Origin of the sequence: Litorerythrobacter xanthomarinus, from assembly GCF_046254955.1 — a bacterium.
In the GTDB taxonomy this organism is placed as follows: domain Bacteria; phylum Pseudomonadota; class Alphaproteobacteria; order Sphingomonadales; family Sphingomonadaceae; genus Qipengyuania_C.
In genome coordinates this window covers 640,773-659,233 of the sequence record NZ_JBJXRG010000002.1, presented here as the reverse complement: position 1 = coordinate 659,233, position 18,461 = coordinate 640,773, and the positions used below count along the sequence as shown (strand labels likewise).

Genomic DNA, 18,461 nt, shown 5'->3' with positions numbered 1-18,461 from the left:
ATATGCCGACCAAAGCCGTCACCGATGCCAGCTACAAAGCCGATGTGCTCGATTCCGAAAAGCCAGTCCTGGTGGATTTCTGGGCGGACTGGTGCGGCCCATGCAAGATGATCGCTCCGGCGCTCGAAGAGATTTCGGACGAACTGGCCGACCGGGTGACGATTGCCAAGATGGATATCATGGATAATCCGGACACCCCGGGCAGCCTCGGCGTGCAAGGCATCCCATACCTGGCGTTGTACAAAGGCGGGGAGATCGTCGCAGACGTGAAGGGCGCAATGCCCAAGAGTCAGCTCAAGCAGTGGCTTGAAGGCGCTCTCTAGAGCCTCATTCGGGCGCGAGTACGCGCTCGACGAATTGATCCCAGATGACGGGGCTCGATGCTCCGACGAGGCCCGGCTTGTCTTGCTCGTCCACGCGATAGGCAGACCCATCAAGCCGGGCCGCCTTGCCTCCCGCTTCATTGAGCCACAGCACGCCTGCGGCATGGTCCCATGCGAGCGTGCGCTTGAAGCTCGAGACGTCGTTTTCGCCCAATGCTAAGCGTGGGTATTGCTCGGCGGCACAGCGAGGGATTTCAACCAGGTCGTAATGCGGTGCGAGTTTGCGGCCCACCAATTCCTGCTGCTCGGGCGTGAGGAAGATCATCGAGATGGCGGCGATCGGCATCTCCTTGCCTGCGGGGCGCGCCGTGATTTTCTCGCCATTGATATAGGCGCCTTGGCCCACTTCCGTGTGGCACAGCCGGTCGTTCAGCGGATCATAGAGCCATCCAGCCTCGGCGACGCCGCCAGAGGCGCGGGCGAGGATGATTCCGAAAGGCGGTTTGCCCTTCGCGAAGTTGTTGGTCCCGTCGAGCGGGTCGATAATCCAGCAATCGCCCGAGAGCCGTTCGAGGATCGAGGGATCGTCATGCGCAGCTTCCTCGCCCACGATGGCGAGCGAGGGATCGATCGCTGCCAAGCCTTCTTCGAGCATCTCTTCGGCGAGGTGATCCGCGACAGTGACGACGTCGTCATGCGCTTTCTCTTCGACCTGCGCTTCGCTGAGTGTGCGATAATGCGGCAAGATGGCTTCGACCGCGACCCTGCGCATCAGCGCAGCGACGGCTTCATGGAGGAAGCGGTCCTTCAAGGCCGTTCGTCTCGCCGGGAACGGGCATACCGCGGAAGGGTATCTCTAGGCTCAAACCAGTCTGTCTTGCTGTTGCAGAAGATGTGAAACTCAGGCGGGTAAGCGGCAGGATCGTCAAGCGTGGCGACAGTCACATCGACCGTATCAGGTTCGTCGTCGATGATCGTTGCCAGCGGCGATCCGCAGTTGCTGCAAAACATTCGTTCCGCTCCCTTGGTGAGACGGACGCGACCTAGGTTCTCGGTCCCGTGACGAACGGTAAAGCCGGAGCGAGGAAGGGTTGTGTAGACAGCTCCAGGTGCGCCGGATATCCGTTGGCAGTTTCGGCAGTGACACCAACTCGTTTCGATCGAAGGTTTGGTCAGTTCGTAACGAATTGACCCGCAAGCGCACCTACCCTCCATCTCAGCTCCTGTAATCCGCGTTGATCGAGATGTAGCCGTGGGTGAGATCGCAAGTCCACACCGTGGCGCTGCCGTCTCCCATCCCAAGGTCGATATCGATCCGCACTTCATCGCCCCTGAGGTGTTCGGCGACGGGAGCTTCATCATAGCCTTCGACAGGCAAGCCGTCTTTCGCGCACCAGGTCCCGCCAAAGCCGATGGCGAGCTTGTCACGGTCTGCGGGCTCGCCTGCCTTGCCCACGGCCATCACGACCCGGCCCCAATTGGCGTCCTCGCCCGCAATAGCTGTTTTCACTAGCGGCGAATTGGCGATCGACAATGCGACCTTGCGCGCGCTTTCGTCCGACGCCGCTCCTGCAACGGCAATTTCGATGAACTTGCTCGCCCCTTCGCCGTCGCGCACGACTAGCCGTGCAAGTTGGCGGCAGACATCGTGCAGAGCGGCAGCGAAGGCATCCGCGCCGGGATCATCGAACGATGTCAGCTGGGAATTGCCCGCCTTGCCAGTGGCGAAAGCCATCACCGTGTCGCTGGTCGAGGTGTCGCTATCGACCGTGATGCAGGAGAATGTCTGCGTATTGGCTCGGCTGAGGCATTCCTGCAGGAACCCCGGATGGACTGCCGCATCGGTGAAGATGTAGCCCAGCATCGTAGCCATATCGGGCGCGATCATCCCGCTGCCCTTGATGATGCCGACCAGCTCGACCCGCTGGTCTCCGATCATCGCCGACGCAGTCGCGCCCTTGGCGAAAGTGTCAGTTGTTCCGATGGTTAGCGCGGCATTTTCCCACGAGCACTCTTGTGCCGCGAGCGCCGCATCTATGCCTTCGCGCGCCTTGTCCTTGGGCAAGGGCACGCCGATTACCCCGGTCGAGGAGACGAACACCTGCTCGCGCGGGCACCCTAGATGGTCAGCCACCTGGTCCATGATTTGCTCGACCGCCTCGCGGCCGCGATAGCCGGTAAAGGCATTGGAATTTCCGGCGTTGACTACCAAGGCGCGCGCAGCCCCTTGCGCAACGTTCTCGCGCCCCAGTTCGACTTCGCTCGAAGGGCAGGCGCTTTGCGTGAAAACACCCGCAACGCTCGAGCCTTCGCACAGCTCGACATAGGTCAGGTCGCACCTATCCCATTCCTTGTACTGCGCCCGTGCTACACGCGTGGTAACGCCTGCGATCCGGGGCGCATCGGGGAAGGGCACGGCAAGGGGCGAACGATCGAGATCCATCGCGCAACCGCATAGAGCGTCCCGATCCTTGTGCAAATCCTCAATCGGGGTGGCAATTCTTTCATGAATCGCTTATATTCCGCTGTGATGCTTCGTCGTCTGGTCGCCATATTCGCCCTTATTACCGGGCTCACCGCGCTGGCAGCGCCCGCGCAGGCCGTGCCGATGCCGTTCGGCAAGACGAGTGAAGTCGCAGCTTCCTACAGCAAATCGATGACATCTGCGGATGCTCGTTGCGAAGTGGAAGAAGGTACGCAGGCTCCGGCAAAACCCAAGAAGAGCAAGGGTAAGGCGGTTAAGAAGCGGATCATAATCATCCCGCCGATACACACCGGGATTGATTTCGCGCACGAGTAGCGCGCACCTTTGACATCTGACACAGCCTGATTGCGGCACCGCAAGCGTCGCGGGCCGCACGCCCACATACCTCCTCAAAAAGACCGGAATCCCATGATCAACGCTCTGATGAAGTCCGTATTCGGCTCGTCCAATGACCGCTACGTCAAATCGATCGGTAAGGTCGTCAACCAGATCAATGCCCTCGAAGCCCAGATTTCCCAGTTCTCCGACGATGAGCTGAAAGCGCAGACCGACAAGTTCCGTCGCCAGCTTGCCGAGGGCAAGACGCTCGACAATATCTTGCCCGAAGCTTTCGCAACCGTGCGTGAGGCATCGATCCGAGTGCTCGGAATGCGGCACTTCGATGTGCAGATGGTTGGCGGGATCGTCCTCCATCGCGGTGAAATTGCCGAGATGAAGACCGGCGAGGGCAAAACGCTTGTGGCAACGCTGGCGACCTATCTCAATGCCATCGAAGGCAAGGGCGTCCACGTCGTGACCGTGAACGATTACCTCGCGCGGCGTGACGCCGACTGGATGGGGCAGCTTTACAACTGGCTTGGGCTGACCGTGGGCGTGATCGTGCCGAACCTCAGCGAGCAGCAACGCCGCGAGGCCTACAATTCGGACATCACCTACAGCACAAACAACGAGCTGGGCTTCGATTACCTGCGGGACAACATGAAGCAGGAACGTAGCCAGATGGTCCACCGGCCATTCAACTTCGCGATTGTCGACGAAGTCGACTCGATCCTGATCGATGAAGCGCGTACGCCGCTGATCATTTCGGGCCCGACCGAAGACAAGTCCGACCTCTATGTAGCGCTCGACGAGGTCGTGAAAAGCGTGCCGGAAGACTGGTACGAAGCGGACGAGAAAAACAAGAACATCACTTGGACCGAGGAAGGCAACGAAGCGGTCGAAGAGCTGCTCAAGGAAAAGGGCCTGCTCGAAACCGACAATCTTTACGATGTCGAGAACACCCAGGTCGTCCATCACCTCGACCAGGCGCTCAAAGCCAACATCATGTTCAAGCGCGATGACAATTACATCGTGAAGGACGACAAGGTTGTCATCATCGACGAGTTTACCGGCCGGATGATGGAAGGCCGCAGGTGGTCAAATGGCCTGCACCAGGCAGTCGAAGCCAAGGAAGGGGTGAAGATCGAACCCGAGAACCAGACCATGGCCTCGATCACCTTCCAGAACTATTTCCGCATGTATCCCAAGCTTTCCGGCATGACCGGTACTGCCGCGACCGAAGCGGCAGAGTTCTGGGACGTCTACAAGATGAATGTGGTCGAGATTCCGACCAATGTCCCAGTGGGGCGGATCGACGAAGACGACGAATTCTACAAGAACACACAGGACAAGTTCCTGGCGATTGCCAAGGCGATCAAGGAAAAGAACGAGATCGGTCAGCCTGTGCTGGTGGGTACCGTCTCGATCGAGAAATCCGAACTGCTCAGCGAGTTCCTTACCAATGAGGGCGTCAAGCACGAGATACTCAACGCCCGCCAGCATGAGCGTGAAGCGCATATCGTGGCCCAGGCCGGGCGGCTTGGGGCGGTGACGATTGCCACCAACATGGCGGGGCGCGGCACCGACATCCAACTTGGCGGCAATGTCGATTTCCGCATAGGCGACGAGCTTTCTGAGCTCGCGGATGACGATCCCAAGAAGCAGCTCGAGATCGACCAGATCAAGGCTGAAGTCGCTGCTGAGAAGCAAAAAGTGCTCGATGCAGGCGGACTGTTTGTGCTCGGGACCGAACGCCACGAATCCCGCCGTATCGACAACCAGCTGCGTGGGCGCTCGGGCCGTCAGGGTGACCCTGGCCTGTCCCGTTTCTACCTCTGCCTTGAAGACGACCTCCTTCGCATCTTCGGGCCGGACACGCTGTTCGCCCGGATGATGAACTCGAACCTCGAAGACGGCGAAGCGATCGGCTCGAAGTGGCTTTCGAAGGCAATCGAGACGGCGCAGAAGAAAGTCGAAGCGCGCAACTACGAGGCGCGCAAGCAGGTCGTCGAATACGACGACGTGATGAACGATCAACGCAAGGTGATCTACGAACAGCGCGCCGAAATCATGGACGCTGAGGCGGTGGACGATGTCGTGGTGGATATGCGCCATGACGCGATCAATGGAATCGTCGTCGAAGCATGCCCGCCAGGCTCCTATCCGGAACAGTGGGACATCGAGGGCCTGAAAGAACGCGTTGCCGAAGTGTTCGGTATGGAAATCAATGTCGAGGACTGGCTCGAAGAAGAAGAGATCGAACCCGAACTCGTCGAAGAGCGCATCCGCACAGCGGCAGACGCCAAGATGGAAGCCAAGACGGCCGGCACGGATGCCTCGATATGGCGCCAGGTCGAAAAAAGCATTCTGCTCGAACGGCTCGACTTCCACTGGAAAGAACATCTCGCCACGCTCGATGCGCTGCGCCAGGTGGTGTTCCTGCGTGCCTATGCGCAGAAGCAGCCGCTCAACGAGTACAAACGCGAAGCGTTCGGCCTGTTCGAAACAATGCTCGACAAGCTGCGTGAAGATGTAAGCGGCATCCTGATCAAGGCTGAGCTGCGGGTGCCCGATGTCCAGCGCGAAGCATTGCCTGACTTGCCCGATTTCCTCACTGGCCACATCGATCCGCTCACCGGACGCGAGAACAGCGATGATGGCGATGGCTCGGCTGATCGGGAGGCGCTGTTCGGCTCGCTTGCGGGCAGCCCGAGAGCGGCAGCCAGCCCTGGAGGATCAGCCACCGTGGACCCTTACAGGGACATGGACATCAATCGCAATTCGCCGTGCCCGTGCGGGTCAGGCAACAAGTACAAGCACTGTCACGGTTCGATTCGCTAGGATCGCGGTTTTCTGAGCATCGGAACGAGGGGAGGGGCGTCGGGATCGATCTTGATGAAGCCCGTCTGCTCGAACCCGCATGAATTGTAGAACCCGGTATTAGCCGCGTTGGAGTTCTCGAGATAAGCGGGGATCCCGTCTCGATCACAGGCATCAAGGACGGGCTGGATGAGCTTGCGCCCCAGTCCTTTGCCTTGCGCCATTGGCCTCACCCCGATCGAGAACAGGTAGGCATGCGTAAATCGCGGGTGTGCTCGCGCCATTTCCTCGCCAACCTTCCAGGCACGCTTCATCGCTGCGAAACTCGAGTTCATGATGATCGAGAAGGCCAGCTTCAATTCGGCCAATTTCGTGACTGAGTGATCGCCATCGGGCATCATCCACATGCAAGCGCCATCGTCGCCTGCCCGGTAGCAGTACCCACGCGGCACATAAATGTGTTTCGCTTGCCAGTGAAACAGGGCGCTAATTCCGGCGAAGTCTTCAAACATCCAGTTGTTAAGCGGATCATCACGAAACGCGTCAGCGGTAATATTGCCGAACTTCATCTCGTCGCCCGGTCTTGATACAACAAGCTCGTCGCCCAGATCGATCTCCATACCCACCTCCTGCGATCTATTGTGGCAGGAAATCGCGACAGCGGATAGAGCGCGGCCATGCACCTGCTTGTCGCCGCATTTTTCTTCACCGCCTTGCTCTATGCCAGCGTCGGTTTTGGCGGCGGCTCGACCTACAGCGCATTGCTGGCGATATCGGGCGCCGATTACCGGCTGATCCCGATCCTCTCGCTGGCATGCAACATCATCGTCGTCGCAGGCAGTACGGTGCGCTTCGGACGCGCCGGTATCACCCCGTGGCGCGGTGCCTTGACCCTGACCGTGCTGGCGGCGCCGGCCGCCTTTCTCGGCGGACTGACCCCGATCGCGCGTGAGGATTTCATGTTGCTCCTGGGGTTTAGCCTGCTCCTGACCGGGCTCGGTCTGCTGATCCCGGTCAAGGAGAGCGAGGAAGCACGCCCGACACGGCTGGCGCGCTTCGTTCCCTTTGCAGCGGTGCCCTTGGGCTATCTCGCGGGGCTTGTCGGAATTGGCGGAGGGATATTCCTGGCCCCTCTGCTGCATCTGACGCGCTGGAACTCCGCGCGCGCCATCGCCGCGACTGCGAGCCTGTTTATTCTCATCAATTCGCTGTTCGGGATTGCCGGGCAGCTGCTGAAAAACGGCCCGGATCTGCTGGGAGCGGCGGTTACATTTGGCTTGCCGCTGCTAGTAGCGGTGGTGGTGGGCGGGCAAATCGGCGGATTGCTCGCGGTCAAGTTCCTGCCGCAGCGCGTAATCCGCTGGCTAACCGCCGCCCTCGTGATCGCCGTCGGGGTGCGCCTTCTCTGGAGCGGCTAATTCGACGGTTGCTTGATCCTCGCGGATTTCGATAAAGCCGAGCAGCCTCCAGAATGCCCAGACGGCCACGATCGATACAATGCCGTCCCAGGCATAATGCCAGGCGAGGTGGAACGATCCGATCCAGATCGCGAAGGTGAACATTCCGGCCACAGCGACTGCCCATGGCTTGCGGAAGTAGTCCCACACCAGCAGCAGTGCGAAATAGGCGATCGCAACATGCACCGAAGGCATGGCGGAAATCCCCGTGCCCAGCTGTCCGCTCGCGCGCATCTCGAGCAGGTAATCGGCGATGGGAAGCATGGCGAGCGGCGATATTGCATCGGCGCGGCGCAGTTCCGCCATCAGCGGCGCATAATAGGCGTTGCCGAAGAACTCCTCGTAGAACACCGGTCCCGCTGATGACATCGCCATGGCGGCAAAGGTTCCGAGCCCGATCCAGATGAAGAACAATGTCAGGATGCCGCGGATCTGGAAATTGCGGTCGCGCGAGGCGACGATCCATACCGCCAGCAGCGGGATTAGGCTGAACCAGAGGATGTAGATCTTGTCGATCACGATCGTCCCATAGGCTCCGAAAAATCCGTGCGAGACGCGCCATGGATCTGTTCCGAAGAACAGGTATTTGTCGGCCGTCACCAGCCATGGATCAAGGTAGAAGGGCACGATATTCGGGATCGCGTCCTTGAGGTAAGAGAACACCCGGCTCGGATAGCTGGCGATGATAATCAGGAAGGCTGGCATCAGCACCAGCGATGGCGACCGTTTCACATTATCGATCAGGAAGCGGATCGGGCTTGCGACCTTGGCGCGCGCGCCGGCCAGGATCACGAGCAGGATCGAAGCGAGGCACGCCAGTGTGGCGATTTTCATGATCTGGTCGGTGAATGGATGATTGAGGAGCCAGTCAGGCCCGTCGAAAAACGCGACAGCTAACGCGGTCGGCAGCAGGGCCGACACTGTCACCAATATCAATGCAGTGCGGAACGAAAGTGTCAGCACCCAATCCCCCCGGAAGCGGTAAACGAACGCAGCTAATGGATAGCGCGCTTCTCCCTACCGTCCAGAGACTGAGAAAGTCTTACACAGCCTTGAAGAGGCGGCGCAGGATACCCGGACGCCTGGTCACCATGGGCTGGATAGCGCCATAGTGCATCCGGCGCAGGGTCGGGTCCGAATGCGGACGCGGGTTGATCCAGCGGTCGGGCTGGCTCGAACGAAAACTGTATTGCGACATGGGAATCTCCCTTTCTGCGATGAAAGGGGGGTGCCGCGGGATTCTCGGAAAGGGAATCGCGTTAACCCGTGCCGTCCCGAAACGGGATTGGGGATAGGTTTGGGGTTAATGGGGTTGTGTGGGAATTGGATTTCGTAAGTGACAACCAAACTGGAATTGGACACAAATCTCTCTGGCTCTCTTGATTGCTTCGAGACGAAGCTGAATGAGACTACTGCTGGCGGCGGCATCCATGGCAGATGACATTGCTGCACTTCAGCTGTTGGTAGGCTCGCGACACATGACAGGCGGAACGCTTGTTGAATCGAAGCAGTAAGGCTAACATTCAACTTGTGAAGTATATCATAGGAATTGCTGCCTTCGTGGCGGGCCTCATGTGGGGTGCAATCCTATTTGGGGCTAAGACGTCAGAGCCTCTTCCGACCAGGACTGAATTTCCAGATCATGGTGATTATGTTGCGGCTGAATTGGCCAAGCAGACGGATTTAAGGCCGCACTTTGTCTTCCCAGTAGAGATGGAGGGGCTAACCGCCAGCTTTTATGGATTCCGCGTCGAAGGCTATCTCAATGTCGTCGGCGGCTCGTGTCTACTGGTCTATTTGCACGGACATCACAATTCGTTTGCAGACTATGACTATTATCATCAATTGAAGGATGCGGCAGCGAAAAGAGGTTGCGACACCCTAGCCATGGATATGGTTGGCATCGGATCAAACGCTGGTGGGATTTGGTTTCCAACGCGCTTCGGTCGGCTAGAGTTGAGCCGTCGCGAAGGAATGCTTCACGACAATTATCGACAATTCTATGACACGAGTCATCCCGAGAGAACGCCGTTGCAGCTGGTCCTTTCGGGGCAATATGCAATCATTCAGGAGCTTGCTCCTAAATACGACAACATACGCATGATTGGAATTTCAGGGGGCGGGTGGTCGGCTGTTATGCTGACCGCAATGATGCCAGAGATCGAGCGCGCGGTTTCGTGGGCGGGTGGTCTCCCGCATGAGTATCGGCTGAACCCAAGGCAATTCGGCGACTTTGAGCAACGTGGCTCATTCTACGATAAGGTGTCTTATTGGCAGATCTACGGCATGGGCGGAGATAGACTTACACTTGTTTTTAACTCAGCCGATGACTGCTGCTTCTCAGATCCGGAAGCTAGCGCTTTCAAGCGCGCGGCGGGTGGGGCTGTAAACGTGTTGATCTCGCCGCTTGATACGCATTCAATTGACCCAGGAATGGCCGAGGCCGTTCTGTACGACAACTAAGTCTAGATGCTTGGCCGGCCTGCGCGCCACGAGCACAGGTGGAGAGCTAGAGACTGCATTAATGTTGCCTCATCGCTGCCTCGTGATGATAAGTAACCGCGCTGCTGCTAAGAAATGGCTCCCCGAGTTAGACTATAACTTATGAAATTGCAGCGGTTCGGATTGTCCCGCAGCGGTTCGGTTTCCCTCTGTATAAAAATAAGAAAATGCTAGTGGACGGGGTCACATGAGGCCGTTGCAGTTCGTGGCAAGCCGCGCTATTATGTGGGAGTAATCGTGGGAGCGCCCCTTGCCGAAGCTGACAGCATTGAAAGTGAAGCATGCAAAGCCGGGTCGTCATGGGGATGGCGAGGGGCTCTATTTGCTTGTCTCCAAGACTGGTGCGAAGTCGTGGATGGTCCGGGTGATGGCGAGGAATCCGGAGAATGAATGGAAGCGCCGCGATATTGGGCTGGGATCGGCTGCTGACTACTCTCTAGAGGAAGCGCGGGAGCGAGCGCGCGAAACGCGAAAGATCGCCCGCACCGGGCAAGACCCCACAGTTGTTCGTGACAAAGTGGAGGATATTGCTCCGACATTTAAGGTTGCTTCCCACGCCTGCCATGAAGCGAAGGCTCCAGGCTGGTCGGAAAAGAACGCTGCTGCCTTCTTGTCATCTCTGGCCCTCCATGTGTTTCCCAAGATCGGTGGGCTTTCGGTTGATACGATAACTGAGCGCGACGTTGCTGCCGTTCTATCCCCTATCTGGCAGTCCAAGCCAGCGCTGGCCAAGAAGGTGCGCGCTCGGGTCGGTCTGATACTTGATTACGCAAAGGCGCAAGGCTGGCGGTCGGAGGGTGCGCCGCGCCAGAGCCTTTCCGCTTTGTTGTCGAAACAACCGGAGGGAGGACAGTTTGCCTCGATGCCCTATGAGGAATTGCCAGCGTATGTCGCCAAGGTCCTAGCCGAAACGGAGACGATGGGTCGGCTGTCCCTCCTATTCACAATCCTGACGGCCTGCCGAAATGGCGAAGCCCGCGCTGCCCGCTGGTCGCAAATCGACTTCGACAAGAATCTGTGGAACCGTCCCGCATCCATGATGGGAAAGACTGGTCAGCCGCACAGCATCACACTCTCGCCCGAAGCGATAGACATCCTCGAACGCGCAAAGGATTGGCGCACAAACCCCAAAGACTGTCTGATATTCTACGGGAAGGGCGGCAAGCGCCTGTCCGATATGACGATTGGGAAGGTCGTTCGCTCAACTGGCTATCACACGCACGGTTTTCGTTCGACCTTCAAGACATGGGCGGTGGAGTGCGTCCCGAACATTCCCGAAGCGGTTTCTGAGGTTGCTTTGGCGCACACGATCCCCAGCCAAGTCGAGCGGGCCTACAATCGCGCGAAATTCTTGGATATGCGGAGGACACTGCTCGACGCTTGGGGGCGTTACGTCACGGGAACGTCTAGTGATATAGTTCAACTTCCTCTTCTACGAGCTTAATGTCGAAGCCTAATCACCAGATTGTCCTTGCCCCTCGGATCGCAGTAATTGCGTTCAGCACCTTCTTATCGCGCCGACCAGATGGCGAAACCGGGATTCTTTCGTCCTACTATCGAGCGAGTAGGGGGAGAAATCTTAGGTTAGCGACGGTTCTTCTCAAGAAGGCAAGTTGGGGTTCAGGCAAGTTGCAAGAAGCTACATTCGATCAGAAGAAGAGGTTCCTCTTTCGCAGAATGACACTCGAACTGCACAAGAATGACGTCCGATTTATCGGTTCACATTGCTCAAGCCAAACCGGGTTATTTGGTTCAAAGCGCCGTGATCTCCTAGACCCCGATAGCGCGGCAAACCATTTTGCGCTCGCCTGTCTCCGGACAACACGTCGCAAGAGAGGTAATCCAGGGAACGAGCGCAAGTCTGTTGAGCGGTTATCTGACAGACAATTTTACCGACGATACTCTGATGCTGCCAAGAGGCAGGAGTTGAAGGAGGTCCTGAGATCCATTGCCAAGCAATTACCGGATTAAACGTCAGTCATTCGCGTGATTTGTACCCCGAGTTCACTCTAGTTCTTTTTGCACCACCGCTGGCCGTGCCAGCATTGCAGAAGGAAAAAAGACGTGGAACCGCTTGGACTTCCAACCAAAGAGGCATTCGCCGCAATCCCCTGCGGCAAAACAAAGGGGTTTGAGCTAATCGCGCGGGGCGAGCTTGAAACCTACAAGGTGGATGGTGCGCTCAGGGTCTCAACTGACAGCATCCGAAAGTATGTCGCTCGCCGTCTCGCCGAACGGCAGCAGGCTGCGTGAGGCGGCATAGGTGGCTGGCACAAACAAGAAGGGCAGAACAAACAAGGCAGGGCGGTTCGCCGCCCTGCCTCACCGAGTTCTCGTTTCATCAGCCTTTGGCTCACTCGATCTGCCAGCGCGAGCGCTTCTTATTGAGTTGGTCATGATAGAGAACGGGCAGAACAATGGCTCATTGTGGCTCTCCGTGCGAGATGCCACCGATAGGCTAGGTTTGTCCTCACATCATCCTGTGGTGCGAGCTTTTGCAGACCTCGTGGATCGCCGTCTTGTAGAGTTGACCCTCGACGCAAGCTTCAAGCCCACAAGCGAAAGCTCAAAGGCACGATCCTGGCGAATCTGCTGGCTTCCGTGGCCTGAAGGCCCGCCGAAGCGAAGGGCACCCACCTGGGACTTTGAGAAATACGAGGCCCCAACCGGCGGGAGCGCGCAAGATGTGAAGGCCAGGAAGCGCTCGAAATTGAGGGCCGAGGCTATGAAACGCTGGAAAAGAGCGAAGTCCGAAAATCGTTTCCCCGTGGTGAATTTCACAACACCGCCCCCCGAAATGGAGCTTCGTGAGCCGCTTGCCGTGGCTGAATTAACAACGGCAAATGGCGAAAGTGACGCAATTCCGCCATTCTCCTCTGTTGAGAATTTCACAGCACATACAGATGTTACCATGGGGGGAGGCCTCTCCGCGTGGTGGCAGTGCGAAGCTGAGGCCAAGCTGATGGCCCAAACTCTTCTACTTTCACGCATGACCCATTTTCAGCCTGGATTGGCGCGGGCGGCATAGTCGCGGACGGGGGAGATCAGATTGTGACAAAGCGAAAGAGCAAGTCGGCTGATGATACAGCCAAAGAACAGCCAGACGAAACGCCTATTGCCTATTTGGTGAAGGGTAAGGATGCCCAGGAAATCGAGGCTGAGTTTGCAAGGACAGTCCCTGACTGGAAAGATTGGTCGGACGAACAACTGGCCAAAGCTGTCGCGCTCATGCTGGACTTCTGGCAACACCCGGTTGCCCCGGTCTTGACGGTTGCGCGATCAGAAACGGGGGCCATCAGCCTTATCCCGAAAGGCAATGCAACTGTCCACGTCCTGAGAAACGCAGAGACGTTCGCCAGCAATTCACAGGACTATGTCAACGACCGCCTGGGCGACATTTCCAACTATCACGAGGCCGCTAACAAGCGAGGGGCGACTGACACAAACGTGAACGCGGCATTGTCGTTCATTCGTGAGGGCAAGCCTCAAGACACGGTTCAAAGCACGTTGCTCACCCAAATGTCTGCAACCCACGATGCCGCCATGCGGGCGCTATCGATGATCGGAAAGGCGGACTTTACCGATCACATGTCGGCGTTTGGCAATCTCTCGACCAAGCTATTGAATGCCTATGCGCGCCAGGCGGAGACCCTGCACAAGCTACAACGAGGTGCAGAGCAAACGGTGCGGCATGTCTATGTCGATGCTCGCACGCAGACTGCGATCAACTGCCCCCCAAGCGAAACGGAAACGAGGACTCAAGCCCATGAACAACATGAAGGCGGCGCATTCGGCCCCGAGATGCTTGGCTACGACAAGGCGTGGAACGGAGTGCCAGCGACCAGCGATCAGAGGGAAAAAGCGCTGCAACCTTCACGGAGGAAAGTCGACGGGAGCAAAGGGGAATAGGAACGCTTGGAAGCACGGAAGATACGCTGCGGAGACGAGAGCGCTGGAAAGAGAGTTGCGCTCTATCTTGGCTGATAACCTCGCGGGGCTTGAAGGGCTGAACCCATAGCGGATTCCACCGATTTATACCGGCGAAAACCGGCTGGGCGCTTCGGTGATAATACACCGAGCAAACACCGTGATCTCGTTTGAAAAACAATCAAGAAATATCAAGCCGGACATTCCCCATAATACGGGAATTTTACGGGATTTGCGCGAGGCGTGGTGCTCGCTGATGTTACAGTGAGTGAACAGTGAGCTTGTGGGCCTTGGCGGTGCGGAGAGGCCAGTCAGGTTCCTAGCGAAAATCGAGCGTCACTATTAGCGCAGAATGATCGGTCACTTCGCTATCTGTGATCCTCTCGACACGCGATTTGATGCCCTTTGTCCTCTTCAGCATGGGCTTAAGGCTATCACTTACCAGGATGTGGTCGATCTGCTGGCGGCGGCCCTGATAGATATAGGTCCACCTTTCGCCGCGTTCGGATTCCTCGAAGAAGTTATAGAGACCAGTTTGGATGAGATCAGGCTGGATGTCGTCCAAACCTCGGATGCGCTTTAAGGTGGGATCACCTCTTCGATCATTGAGATCCCCGACAACAATTACGTGGCGGCCCGCGTCCAGGTCTTTAAGATAGTTGCGACGCACTATCGAAGCTTGAGCGATCCGTTGTCCATCAGCCTCGCTAAACCCTCGCTCGCTTTTCAAATGAACACCGTAGATAACAATCTCTTGACCCTGGAAAGAAACGGTCGCCTTCAGGCCCTTTGAAAGTCCAGTGTCGCCCTCTGTGCCGGGGTCGTCGTCTTCAGCGAGGTAGTGCTCTCGCCCCTCAATCTTTGCCTCGACGCTGCTCAAAGGGAGACGAGAGAAGATAGCGACATTTTGGCCTGTTGGGTCGTTGCAGTCGCAAATCTCAGCGTGAGGGTAATTCAATCCAGCGTTCGAAAGGGCGGATTTAATTTTGTCGAAATCTGGCCCGTCGCCAATTTCGGTTAGCACTAGAATGTCTGCATCCACGTTTGCTAGCACCGCTGCGATTGCATTGGCTTTCTCGTCGAAGACTTGAGCGCGACGGGTGTCTGGCCACTCAGCTTTTTCAGCCTCACTAAGTCGGAAATCAAAGCCTCTCGAGATATGAATCTTGTCGGTGATCAAGAACTCTGTGTTTAGTGTCGCGATGGAGAGTTCTTCGGCACTTGCGCTCGCATGTGCTGCAAAAAGCGCTGTCGCGCCGACTAAGGTGGAAACCAACTTTTTCATAACCGCCTCCAATCTTATCATGAGGCGACCCGTGCTTCTTATTCGACTAGTCTACCTCAGCCTCGAGATGAATCATAGTTTCGAGGATTGTTGATTACAGGTTTGTAACTGCACTCTTACGTCATACTGCATCACTTAGTCTGCATGGAGTATGACCAAGAAAAGGCACTGCCTTTCGAGTTCTGGCTGGTAGCAGCGATCTACACGCTTTGCTGGATCAATGCCTTGCGAGTTCTTTTCGATTGAGCGGCATGGAAGTTCATTTCTGAAGTCTCATGGCAATGTCTGCTGACGATCCAGTTCAATCATGACGGCTTTCGTCCGCCTATGGGTGGGTAGCGGACATTGGTCATCGCTCCCTCCTCGAAAGGATAACAATCGGCGCACTACTCAAGGTAAACTACGAAGCTAAAGCGCCTGACTGTCCACTGCCATTTGCTCAATGCCCGATTCTAGCGGGACACCGAAAGCGGTGCTCTGATAAGAGATTTGAACTTCCAATATCGAGGAGTTATCGATCGCACCATTGGTTAGAGAAGGCGCAACCCGTGTATCGGTTGAATAATGGTCAATTAGCGCATCCATCTCGGCGCTTTGCTCGATCGACCTAAACACGTTCTGCAGAGTGGCATCGCTACCTTCGCTTTCTAGTTCAGTTTCGGTTTCTGCTGCAGCTCTGCTAGGTCGACCTCCGCCGCCACCTGGATTGGAGGGAGGCCCTACACCTTCTGGCACGTTATCAGGTATGGGCGGCCTTAGACCGAAGTCGAAGGGCGATAGTTCGGCTGCGGAAACATCTGCAAATAGCAGGCTATCGCTCCCATCTCCCCAAGAAACGAGCGCTCCCTCTGACGTATCTGTGATCGTCAGGTCCCTCATTGACTCGATTCCAAGCGCCTCATCGAAAACGATTTCGTCAGATGAGTCGAAGTCCAAAATCGTATCGTTGCCGCTGTCGATACCAATCATAAACCGATCAGCACCTGCTCCACCGATCAGCGTGTCATCGCCGTTCTCGCCATAGAGTGCATCGTCGCCGCCGTCACCGAGTAGCAGGTCGGCACCATCGCCGCCTCGAAGTTGATCGGCGCCATCACCGCCACCGAGCACATCGTCTCCTCCACCGCCGTAGAGAAGGTCTTCGCCATCACCTCCAAAGACACGATCGCTTCCCTCGCCGCCGTCGACAATGTCATTGCCTCCGCGGCCACTAAGAACATTGTCCCCGGCAGTACCGCTCAACATATCATCATAGTTGGAGCCGATGACGTTTTCGATTGAGCGCAATGTATCGGATTCCAGACCCTTTGTGGCGACGCCTGCGACAAGATCGACTGTCACACCCGCATCTTCGTTCACATAGACAGCGAAATCCGTCCCTTCGCCACCATCGAGTGTGTCGTTGCCCGGACCGCCGATCAGAATATCGTCGCCGTCGCCGCCGAAAATTTCGTCTGAACCACCGCGACCAAAGATTGTGTCATTGCCGCCCAAACCTTTGAGCACATCATCGGCTTCAGTACCTTCAATTACATCGTCGAACTCAGTTCCGATCTGCTCTGGCATACTCTCCCCCTTACAAAATCGACGCCAGCTCTCTTCCAAAAAGAGATTGGCTGGACTTCCTAACAGGGACGAGAGCCGAACTGGCGTATCCGAGGAAACCTCCAACGAGTTTCCAACGGCGATGAGAATTAAGTTTCGCAGCTATCCGATGGCTCGAATGTCACCTAAATCTGAAGCCCCTGTTTACCCAATCCGTTGATGGATACACATCGAGAGAACGATCACAACCCTTTTTCCTGTTAAATTTCAACAAACTCTCCGCTTGTTTCATTCTGGGATACCTCACCTTGACAGCTAATGTCCGCACCTGGGTCGTTAGCAGACATTCACGAAATTTCCGCTCCGAATGTCCGAAAGTGGGGTGGAAAGCGGATGTTGCAGCTACGGCATTAGCTGCACGCATTGCGGTTGCCATCGATGCACGATAGCAAATGCGCCATCATGCTACGAACCCTCACATTGAACTTCCTGACCGCACTCGTTGCTACTGCCAGCCTGTTTGGATTTAGCGCCTGCGCGCCACTGCCCGACCGCGAAGCAAATCAGTCGGTGGTGGACGATGATCGCCTCACTTTGGGGGATAGCTTTCTATCCGGGTTCTATTCCTACGATGGGGAACTCGAAAAGCCGGGAGTTCTACTGAAATCGGAACCACTGGAAGACCGGCAATCCAATCCCGGTGCAGGCACGAACATTCGCCTTCTCTATTCATCAACCGATGGGCTTGGGGGTGAAGATCTCCTACCGGTGTCAGGTGTGTTGTTCCTGCCCGAAGGTGCCGCGCCCGTAGGCGGCTGGCCGCTCATGGCGTGGACCCATGGTACGGTTGGGATCGCGGATGTTTGTGCACCATCCTGGGATGGCCGGCAAATGCAGGACAAAGAGCATCTTGAGTTTTGGCTAAAGCAGGGGTTCGCGGTCGTCGCGTCGGACTATCAAGGCCTCGGCACGCGCGGAACGCATCCTTATCTGGCTACCAGGCCCGAAGCCTTCAGCAATCTGGACATAATCCGTGCGGTTCAGTCGGGCGGCTTTTCAGTCTCGAAGAAGGTATTGCTGTTCGGCCAATCGCAAGGTGCCGGGGCAGCGGTGGCTTCTGCGGCCTACGCGCGCGAATATGCACCGGAGCTGGCGATTGTGGGCGTAGTGGCAACGGGTGTGCCCTTCTTCTCGCCCGAAGCACTAGTGGCGTTGCAAGAATCACGGCCTCGCGACGTGCCTGATCCTTTGCTCGCCTATAATCTCTTGGCGCTCGCGCTTGTGCAGCTAACCGACGCGAATTTTCGGTTGGAGGAATATGTTTCCGAACGCGCAATGCCGATTGCGCTCGCCATCCGTGAAACTTGCCACAAACAGGTCCGGACCAGGGTTGTGCAAGAGGGGCTGACCTATAACCAGACCTTCAAGCACCCACCGAGCGAGCATCTGGTAAAGGCCTTCGCGAGAATGGGCTATTCCACGCTAGGTTTGCGGGTGCCCTTGTTTGTCGGAACGGGTGGAATGGATCGTGACACGCCTCTGCGGATGCAGGCGGCACTCGTGAAGCGCGCTTGTGCCGCAGGCACACAGGTCACGGCAGCCTATTATCCGGAGCTTGATCACCGCGGGGTCGTCCCGGCGTCGACGGCCGATTCGCTATCCTTTGTAAGGGCCGCCTTCTCAGGCGACCCTATCGAAGGAAACTGTGAAGCGCTTCCCTACTAGGCGCTAAGCGAATATCGCACCGGCTGCATATTCAAGCCGAAATGCCAAAGTCCGATTGTGGGTCGTTAGTTGAC

19 protein-coding genes are annotated in these 18,461 nt (G+C 56.9%); 11 read left to right on the top strand and 8 right to left on the bottom strand.

The features are described from left to right. The first annotated feature begins 2 nt into the window (after positions 1 to 2). Entirely contained in the window at positions 3 to 323 is a 321-nt protein-coding gene (trxA, locus tag ACEWMW_RS12560) for a thioredoxin (protein ID WP_409414278.1), read from the top strand. A 4-nt stretch (positions 324 to 327) separates the two neighbouring features. Here trxA and ACEWMW_RS12555 read toward each other — a convergent pair whose 3' ends face one another. From ACEWMW_RS12555 to argJ, 3 genes are read right to left on the bottom strand one after another with little or no spacing between them, the layout of a single operon-like run. Beyond that, complete coding sequence (locus ACEWMW_RS12555) at positions 328 to 1,095, bottom strand: inositol monophosphatase family protein (protein ID WP_409414466.1); 768 nt, start codon at positions 1,093 to 1,095, stop codon at positions 328 to 330. Positions 1,096 to 1,130: 35 nt separating this feature from the next. Next, positions 1,131 to 1,538 carry a GFA family protein gene (locus ACEWMW_RS12550; protein ID WP_409414277.1) on the bottom strand — a complete coding sequence of 136 codons (408 nt, stop codon included), beginning with the start codon at positions 1,536 to 1,538 and terminating at the stop codon, positions 1,131 to 1,133. Position 1,539: 1 nt separating this feature from the next. Further along, entirely contained in the window at positions 1,540 to 2,766 is a 1,227-nt protein-coding gene (gene argJ, locus ACEWMW_RS12545; protein ID WP_409414276.1) for a bifunctional glutamate N-acetyltransferase/amino-acid acetyltransferase ArgJ, read from the bottom strand. 63 nt (positions 2,767 to 2,829) lie between these two features. On the opposite strand from argJ, the gene ACEWMW_RS12540 reads away from it, so the two are divergent. After that, positions 2,830 to 3,123, top strand: coding sequence for a hypothetical protein (locus ACEWMW_RS12540; protein ID WP_409414275.1), 294 nt, complete (start codon positions 2,830 to 2,832; stop codon positions 3,121 to 3,123). A gap of 93 nt (positions 3,124 to 3,216) precedes the next feature. Then, the gene (gene secA, locus ACEWMW_RS12535; protein ID WP_409414274.1) at positions 3,217 to 5,967 is read left to right on the top strand and encodes a preprotein translocase subunit SecA; all 2,751 of its coding nucleotides are present in this window, start codon (positions 3,217 to 3,219) and stop codon (positions 5,965 to 5,967) included. Here the strand turns inward: secA and ACEWMW_RS12530 are convergent. After that, positions 5,964 to 6,566 carry a GNAT family N-acetyltransferase gene (locus ACEWMW_RS12530; protein ID WP_409414273.1) on the bottom strand — a complete coding sequence of 201 codons (603 nt, stop codon included), beginning with the start codon at positions 6,564 to 6,566 and terminating at the stop codon, positions 5,964 to 5,966. The two genes, secA and ACEWMW_RS12530, sit on opposite strands and share 4 nt — an antisense overlap. 57 nt (positions 6,567 to 6,623) lie before the next feature. On the opposite strand from ACEWMW_RS12530, the gene ACEWMW_RS12525 reads away from it, so the two are divergent. Further along, complete coding sequence (locus ACEWMW_RS12525; RefSeq protein ID WP_409414272.1) at positions 6,624 to 7,364, top strand: sulfite exporter TauE/SafE family protein; 741 nt, start codon at positions 6,624 to 6,626, stop codon at positions 7,362 to 7,364. On the opposite strand, the gene ACEWMW_RS12520 is transcribed toward ACEWMW_RS12525, so the two are convergent. Together ACEWMW_RS12520 and ACEWMW_RS12515 are read right to left on the bottom strand one after the other, a co-directional pair. Then, on the bottom strand, positions 7,311 to 8,366 hold the full coding sequence (locus ACEWMW_RS12520) for a phosphatase PAP2 family protein (protein ID WP_409414271.1): 1,056 nt from the start codon (positions 8,364 to 8,366) through the stop codon (positions 7,311 to 7,313). The genes ACEWMW_RS12525 and ACEWMW_RS12520 overlap by 54 nt on opposite strands. 79 nt (positions 8,367 to 8,445) lie before the next feature. Further along, on the bottom strand, positions 8,446 to 8,601 hold the full coding sequence (locus tag ACEWMW_RS12515; RefSeq protein ID WP_409414270.1) for a hypothetical protein: 156 nt from the start codon (positions 8,599 to 8,601) through the stop codon (positions 8,446 to 8,448). A 332-nt stretch (positions 8,602 to 8,933) separates the two neighbouring features. On the opposite strand from ACEWMW_RS12515, the gene ACEWMW_RS12510 reads away from it, so the two are divergent. The 6 genes from ACEWMW_RS12510 to ACEWMW_RS12485 all read left to right on the top strand — a co-directional run bounded on the left by ACEWMW_RS12510 (position 8,934) and on the right by ACEWMW_RS12485 (position 13,923). Beyond that, on the top strand, positions 8,934 to 9,866 hold the full coding sequence (locus tag ACEWMW_RS12510; RefSeq protein WP_409414269.1) for a hypothetical protein: 933 nt from the start codon (positions 8,934 to 8,936) through the stop codon (positions 9,864 to 9,866). A gap of 289 nt (positions 9,867 to 10,155) precedes the next feature. Further along, complete coding sequence (locus ACEWMW_RS12505; protein WP_409414268.1) at positions 10,156 to 11,349, top strand: tyrosine-type recombinase/integrase; 1,194 nt, start codon at positions 10,156 to 10,158, stop codon at positions 11,347 to 11,349. A gap of 620 nt (positions 11,350 to 11,969) precedes the next feature. Next, positions 11,970 to 12,158, top strand: a complete 189-nt coding sequence (locus tag ACEWMW_RS12500) for a hypothetical protein (protein WP_409414267.1) — start codon at positions 11,970 to 11,972, stop codon at positions 12,156 to 12,158. Positions 12,159 to 12,630: 472 nt separating this feature from the next. After that, on the top strand, positions 12,631 to 12,933 hold the full coding sequence (locus ACEWMW_RS12495) for a hypothetical protein (RefSeq protein ID WP_409414266.1): 303 nt from the start codon (positions 12,631 to 12,633) through the stop codon (positions 12,931 to 12,933). 23 nt (positions 12,934 to 12,956) lie between these two features. After that, entirely contained in the window at positions 12,957 to 13,814 is an 858-nt protein-coding gene (locus ACEWMW_RS12490) for a hypothetical protein (RefSeq protein ID WP_409414265.1), read from the top strand. Next, positions 13,711 to 13,923, top strand: coding sequence for an HGGxSTG domain-containing protein (locus ACEWMW_RS12485; RefSeq protein ID WP_409414264.1), 213 nt, complete (start codon positions 13,711 to 13,713; stop codon positions 13,921 to 13,923). The genes ACEWMW_RS12490 and ACEWMW_RS12485 overlap by 104 nt, the downstream gene beginning before the upstream one ends. Before the next feature lie 228 nt (positions 13,924 to 14,151). Here ACEWMW_RS12485 and ACEWMW_RS12480 read toward each other — a convergent pair whose 3' ends face one another. Both ACEWMW_RS12480 and ACEWMW_RS12475 read right to left on the bottom strand, forming a co-directional pair. After that, the gene (locus tag ACEWMW_RS12480; protein WP_409414263.1) at positions 14,152 to 15,117 is read right to left on the bottom strand and encodes an endonuclease/exonuclease/phosphatase family protein; all 966 of its coding nucleotides are present in this window, start codon (positions 15,115 to 15,117) and stop codon (positions 14,152 to 14,154) included. Positions 15,118 to 15,525: 408 nt separating this feature from the next. After that, positions 15,526 to 16,683, bottom strand: coding sequence for a calcium-binding protein (locus tag ACEWMW_RS12475; RefSeq protein WP_409414262.1), 1,158 nt, complete (start codon positions 16,681 to 16,683; stop codon positions 15,526 to 15,528). Positions 16,684 to 17,100: 417 nt separating this feature from the next. Here ACEWMW_RS12475 and ACEWMW_RS12470 point away from each other — a divergent pair, with 417 nt between their 5' ends. Next, positions 17,101 to 18,387 carry an alpha/beta hydrolase gene (locus ACEWMW_RS12470; RefSeq protein ID WP_409414261.1) on the top strand — a complete coding sequence of 429 codons (1,287 nt, stop codon included), beginning with the start codon at positions 17,101 to 17,103 and terminating at the stop codon, positions 18,385 to 18,387. Positions 18,388 to 18,461 lie beyond the last annotated feature (74 nt).

Bases quoted from the DNA above. Each gene is read 5' to 3' on its own strand.
- ACEWMW_RS12525 (WP_409414272.1), top strand. From the start codon at position 6,624: ATGCACCTGCTTGTCGCCGCATTTTTCTTCACCGCCTTGCTCTATGCC.
- secA (WP_409414274.1), top strand. From the start codon at position 3,217: ATGATCAACGCTCTGATGAAGTCCGTATTCGGCTCGTCCAATGACCGC.
- ACEWMW_RS12550 (WP_409414277.1), bottom strand. From the start codon at position 1,538: ATGGAGGGTAGGTGCGCTTGCGGGTCAATTCGTTACGAACTGACCAAA.
- ACEWMW_RS12495 (WP_409414266.1), top strand. From the start codon at position 12,631: ATGAAACGCTGGAAAAGAGCGAAGTCCGAAAATCGTTTCCCCGTGGTG.
- trxA (WP_409414278.1), top strand. From the start codon at position 3: ATGCCGACCAAAGCCGTCACCGATGCCAGCTACAAAGCCGATGTGCTC.
- ACEWMW_RS12555 (WP_409414466.1), bottom strand. From the start codon at position 1,095: ATGCGCAGGGTCGCGGTCGAAGCCATCTTGCCGCATTATCGCACACTC.
- ACEWMW_RS12480 (WP_409414263.1), bottom strand. From the start codon at position 15,117: ATGAAAAAGTTGGTTTCCACCTTAGTCGGCGCGACAGCGCTTTTTGCA.
- ACEWMW_RS12540 (WP_409414275.1), top strand. From the start codon at position 2,830: ATGAATCGCTTATATTCCGCTGTGATGCTTCGTCGTCTGGTCGCCATA.
- argJ (WP_409414276.1), bottom strand. From the start codon at position 2,766: ATGGATCTCGATCGTTCGCCCCTTGCCGTGCCCTTCCCCGATGCGCCC.
- ACEWMW_RS12470 (WP_409414261.1), top strand. From the start codon at position 17,101: ATGCACGATAGCAAATGCGCCATCATGCTACGAACCCTCACATTGAAC.
- ACEWMW_RS12530 (WP_409414273.1), bottom strand. From the start codon at position 6,566: ATGGAGATCGATCTGGGCGACGAGCTTGTTGTATCAAGACCGGGCGAC.
- ACEWMW_RS12475 (WP_409414262.1), bottom strand. From the start codon at position 16,683: ATGCCAGAGCAGATCGGAACTGAGTTCGACGATGTAATTGAAGGTACT.
- ACEWMW_RS12515 (WP_409414270.1), bottom strand. From the start codon at position 8,601: ATGTCGCAATACAGTTTTCGTTCGAGCCAGCCCGACCGCTGGATCAAC.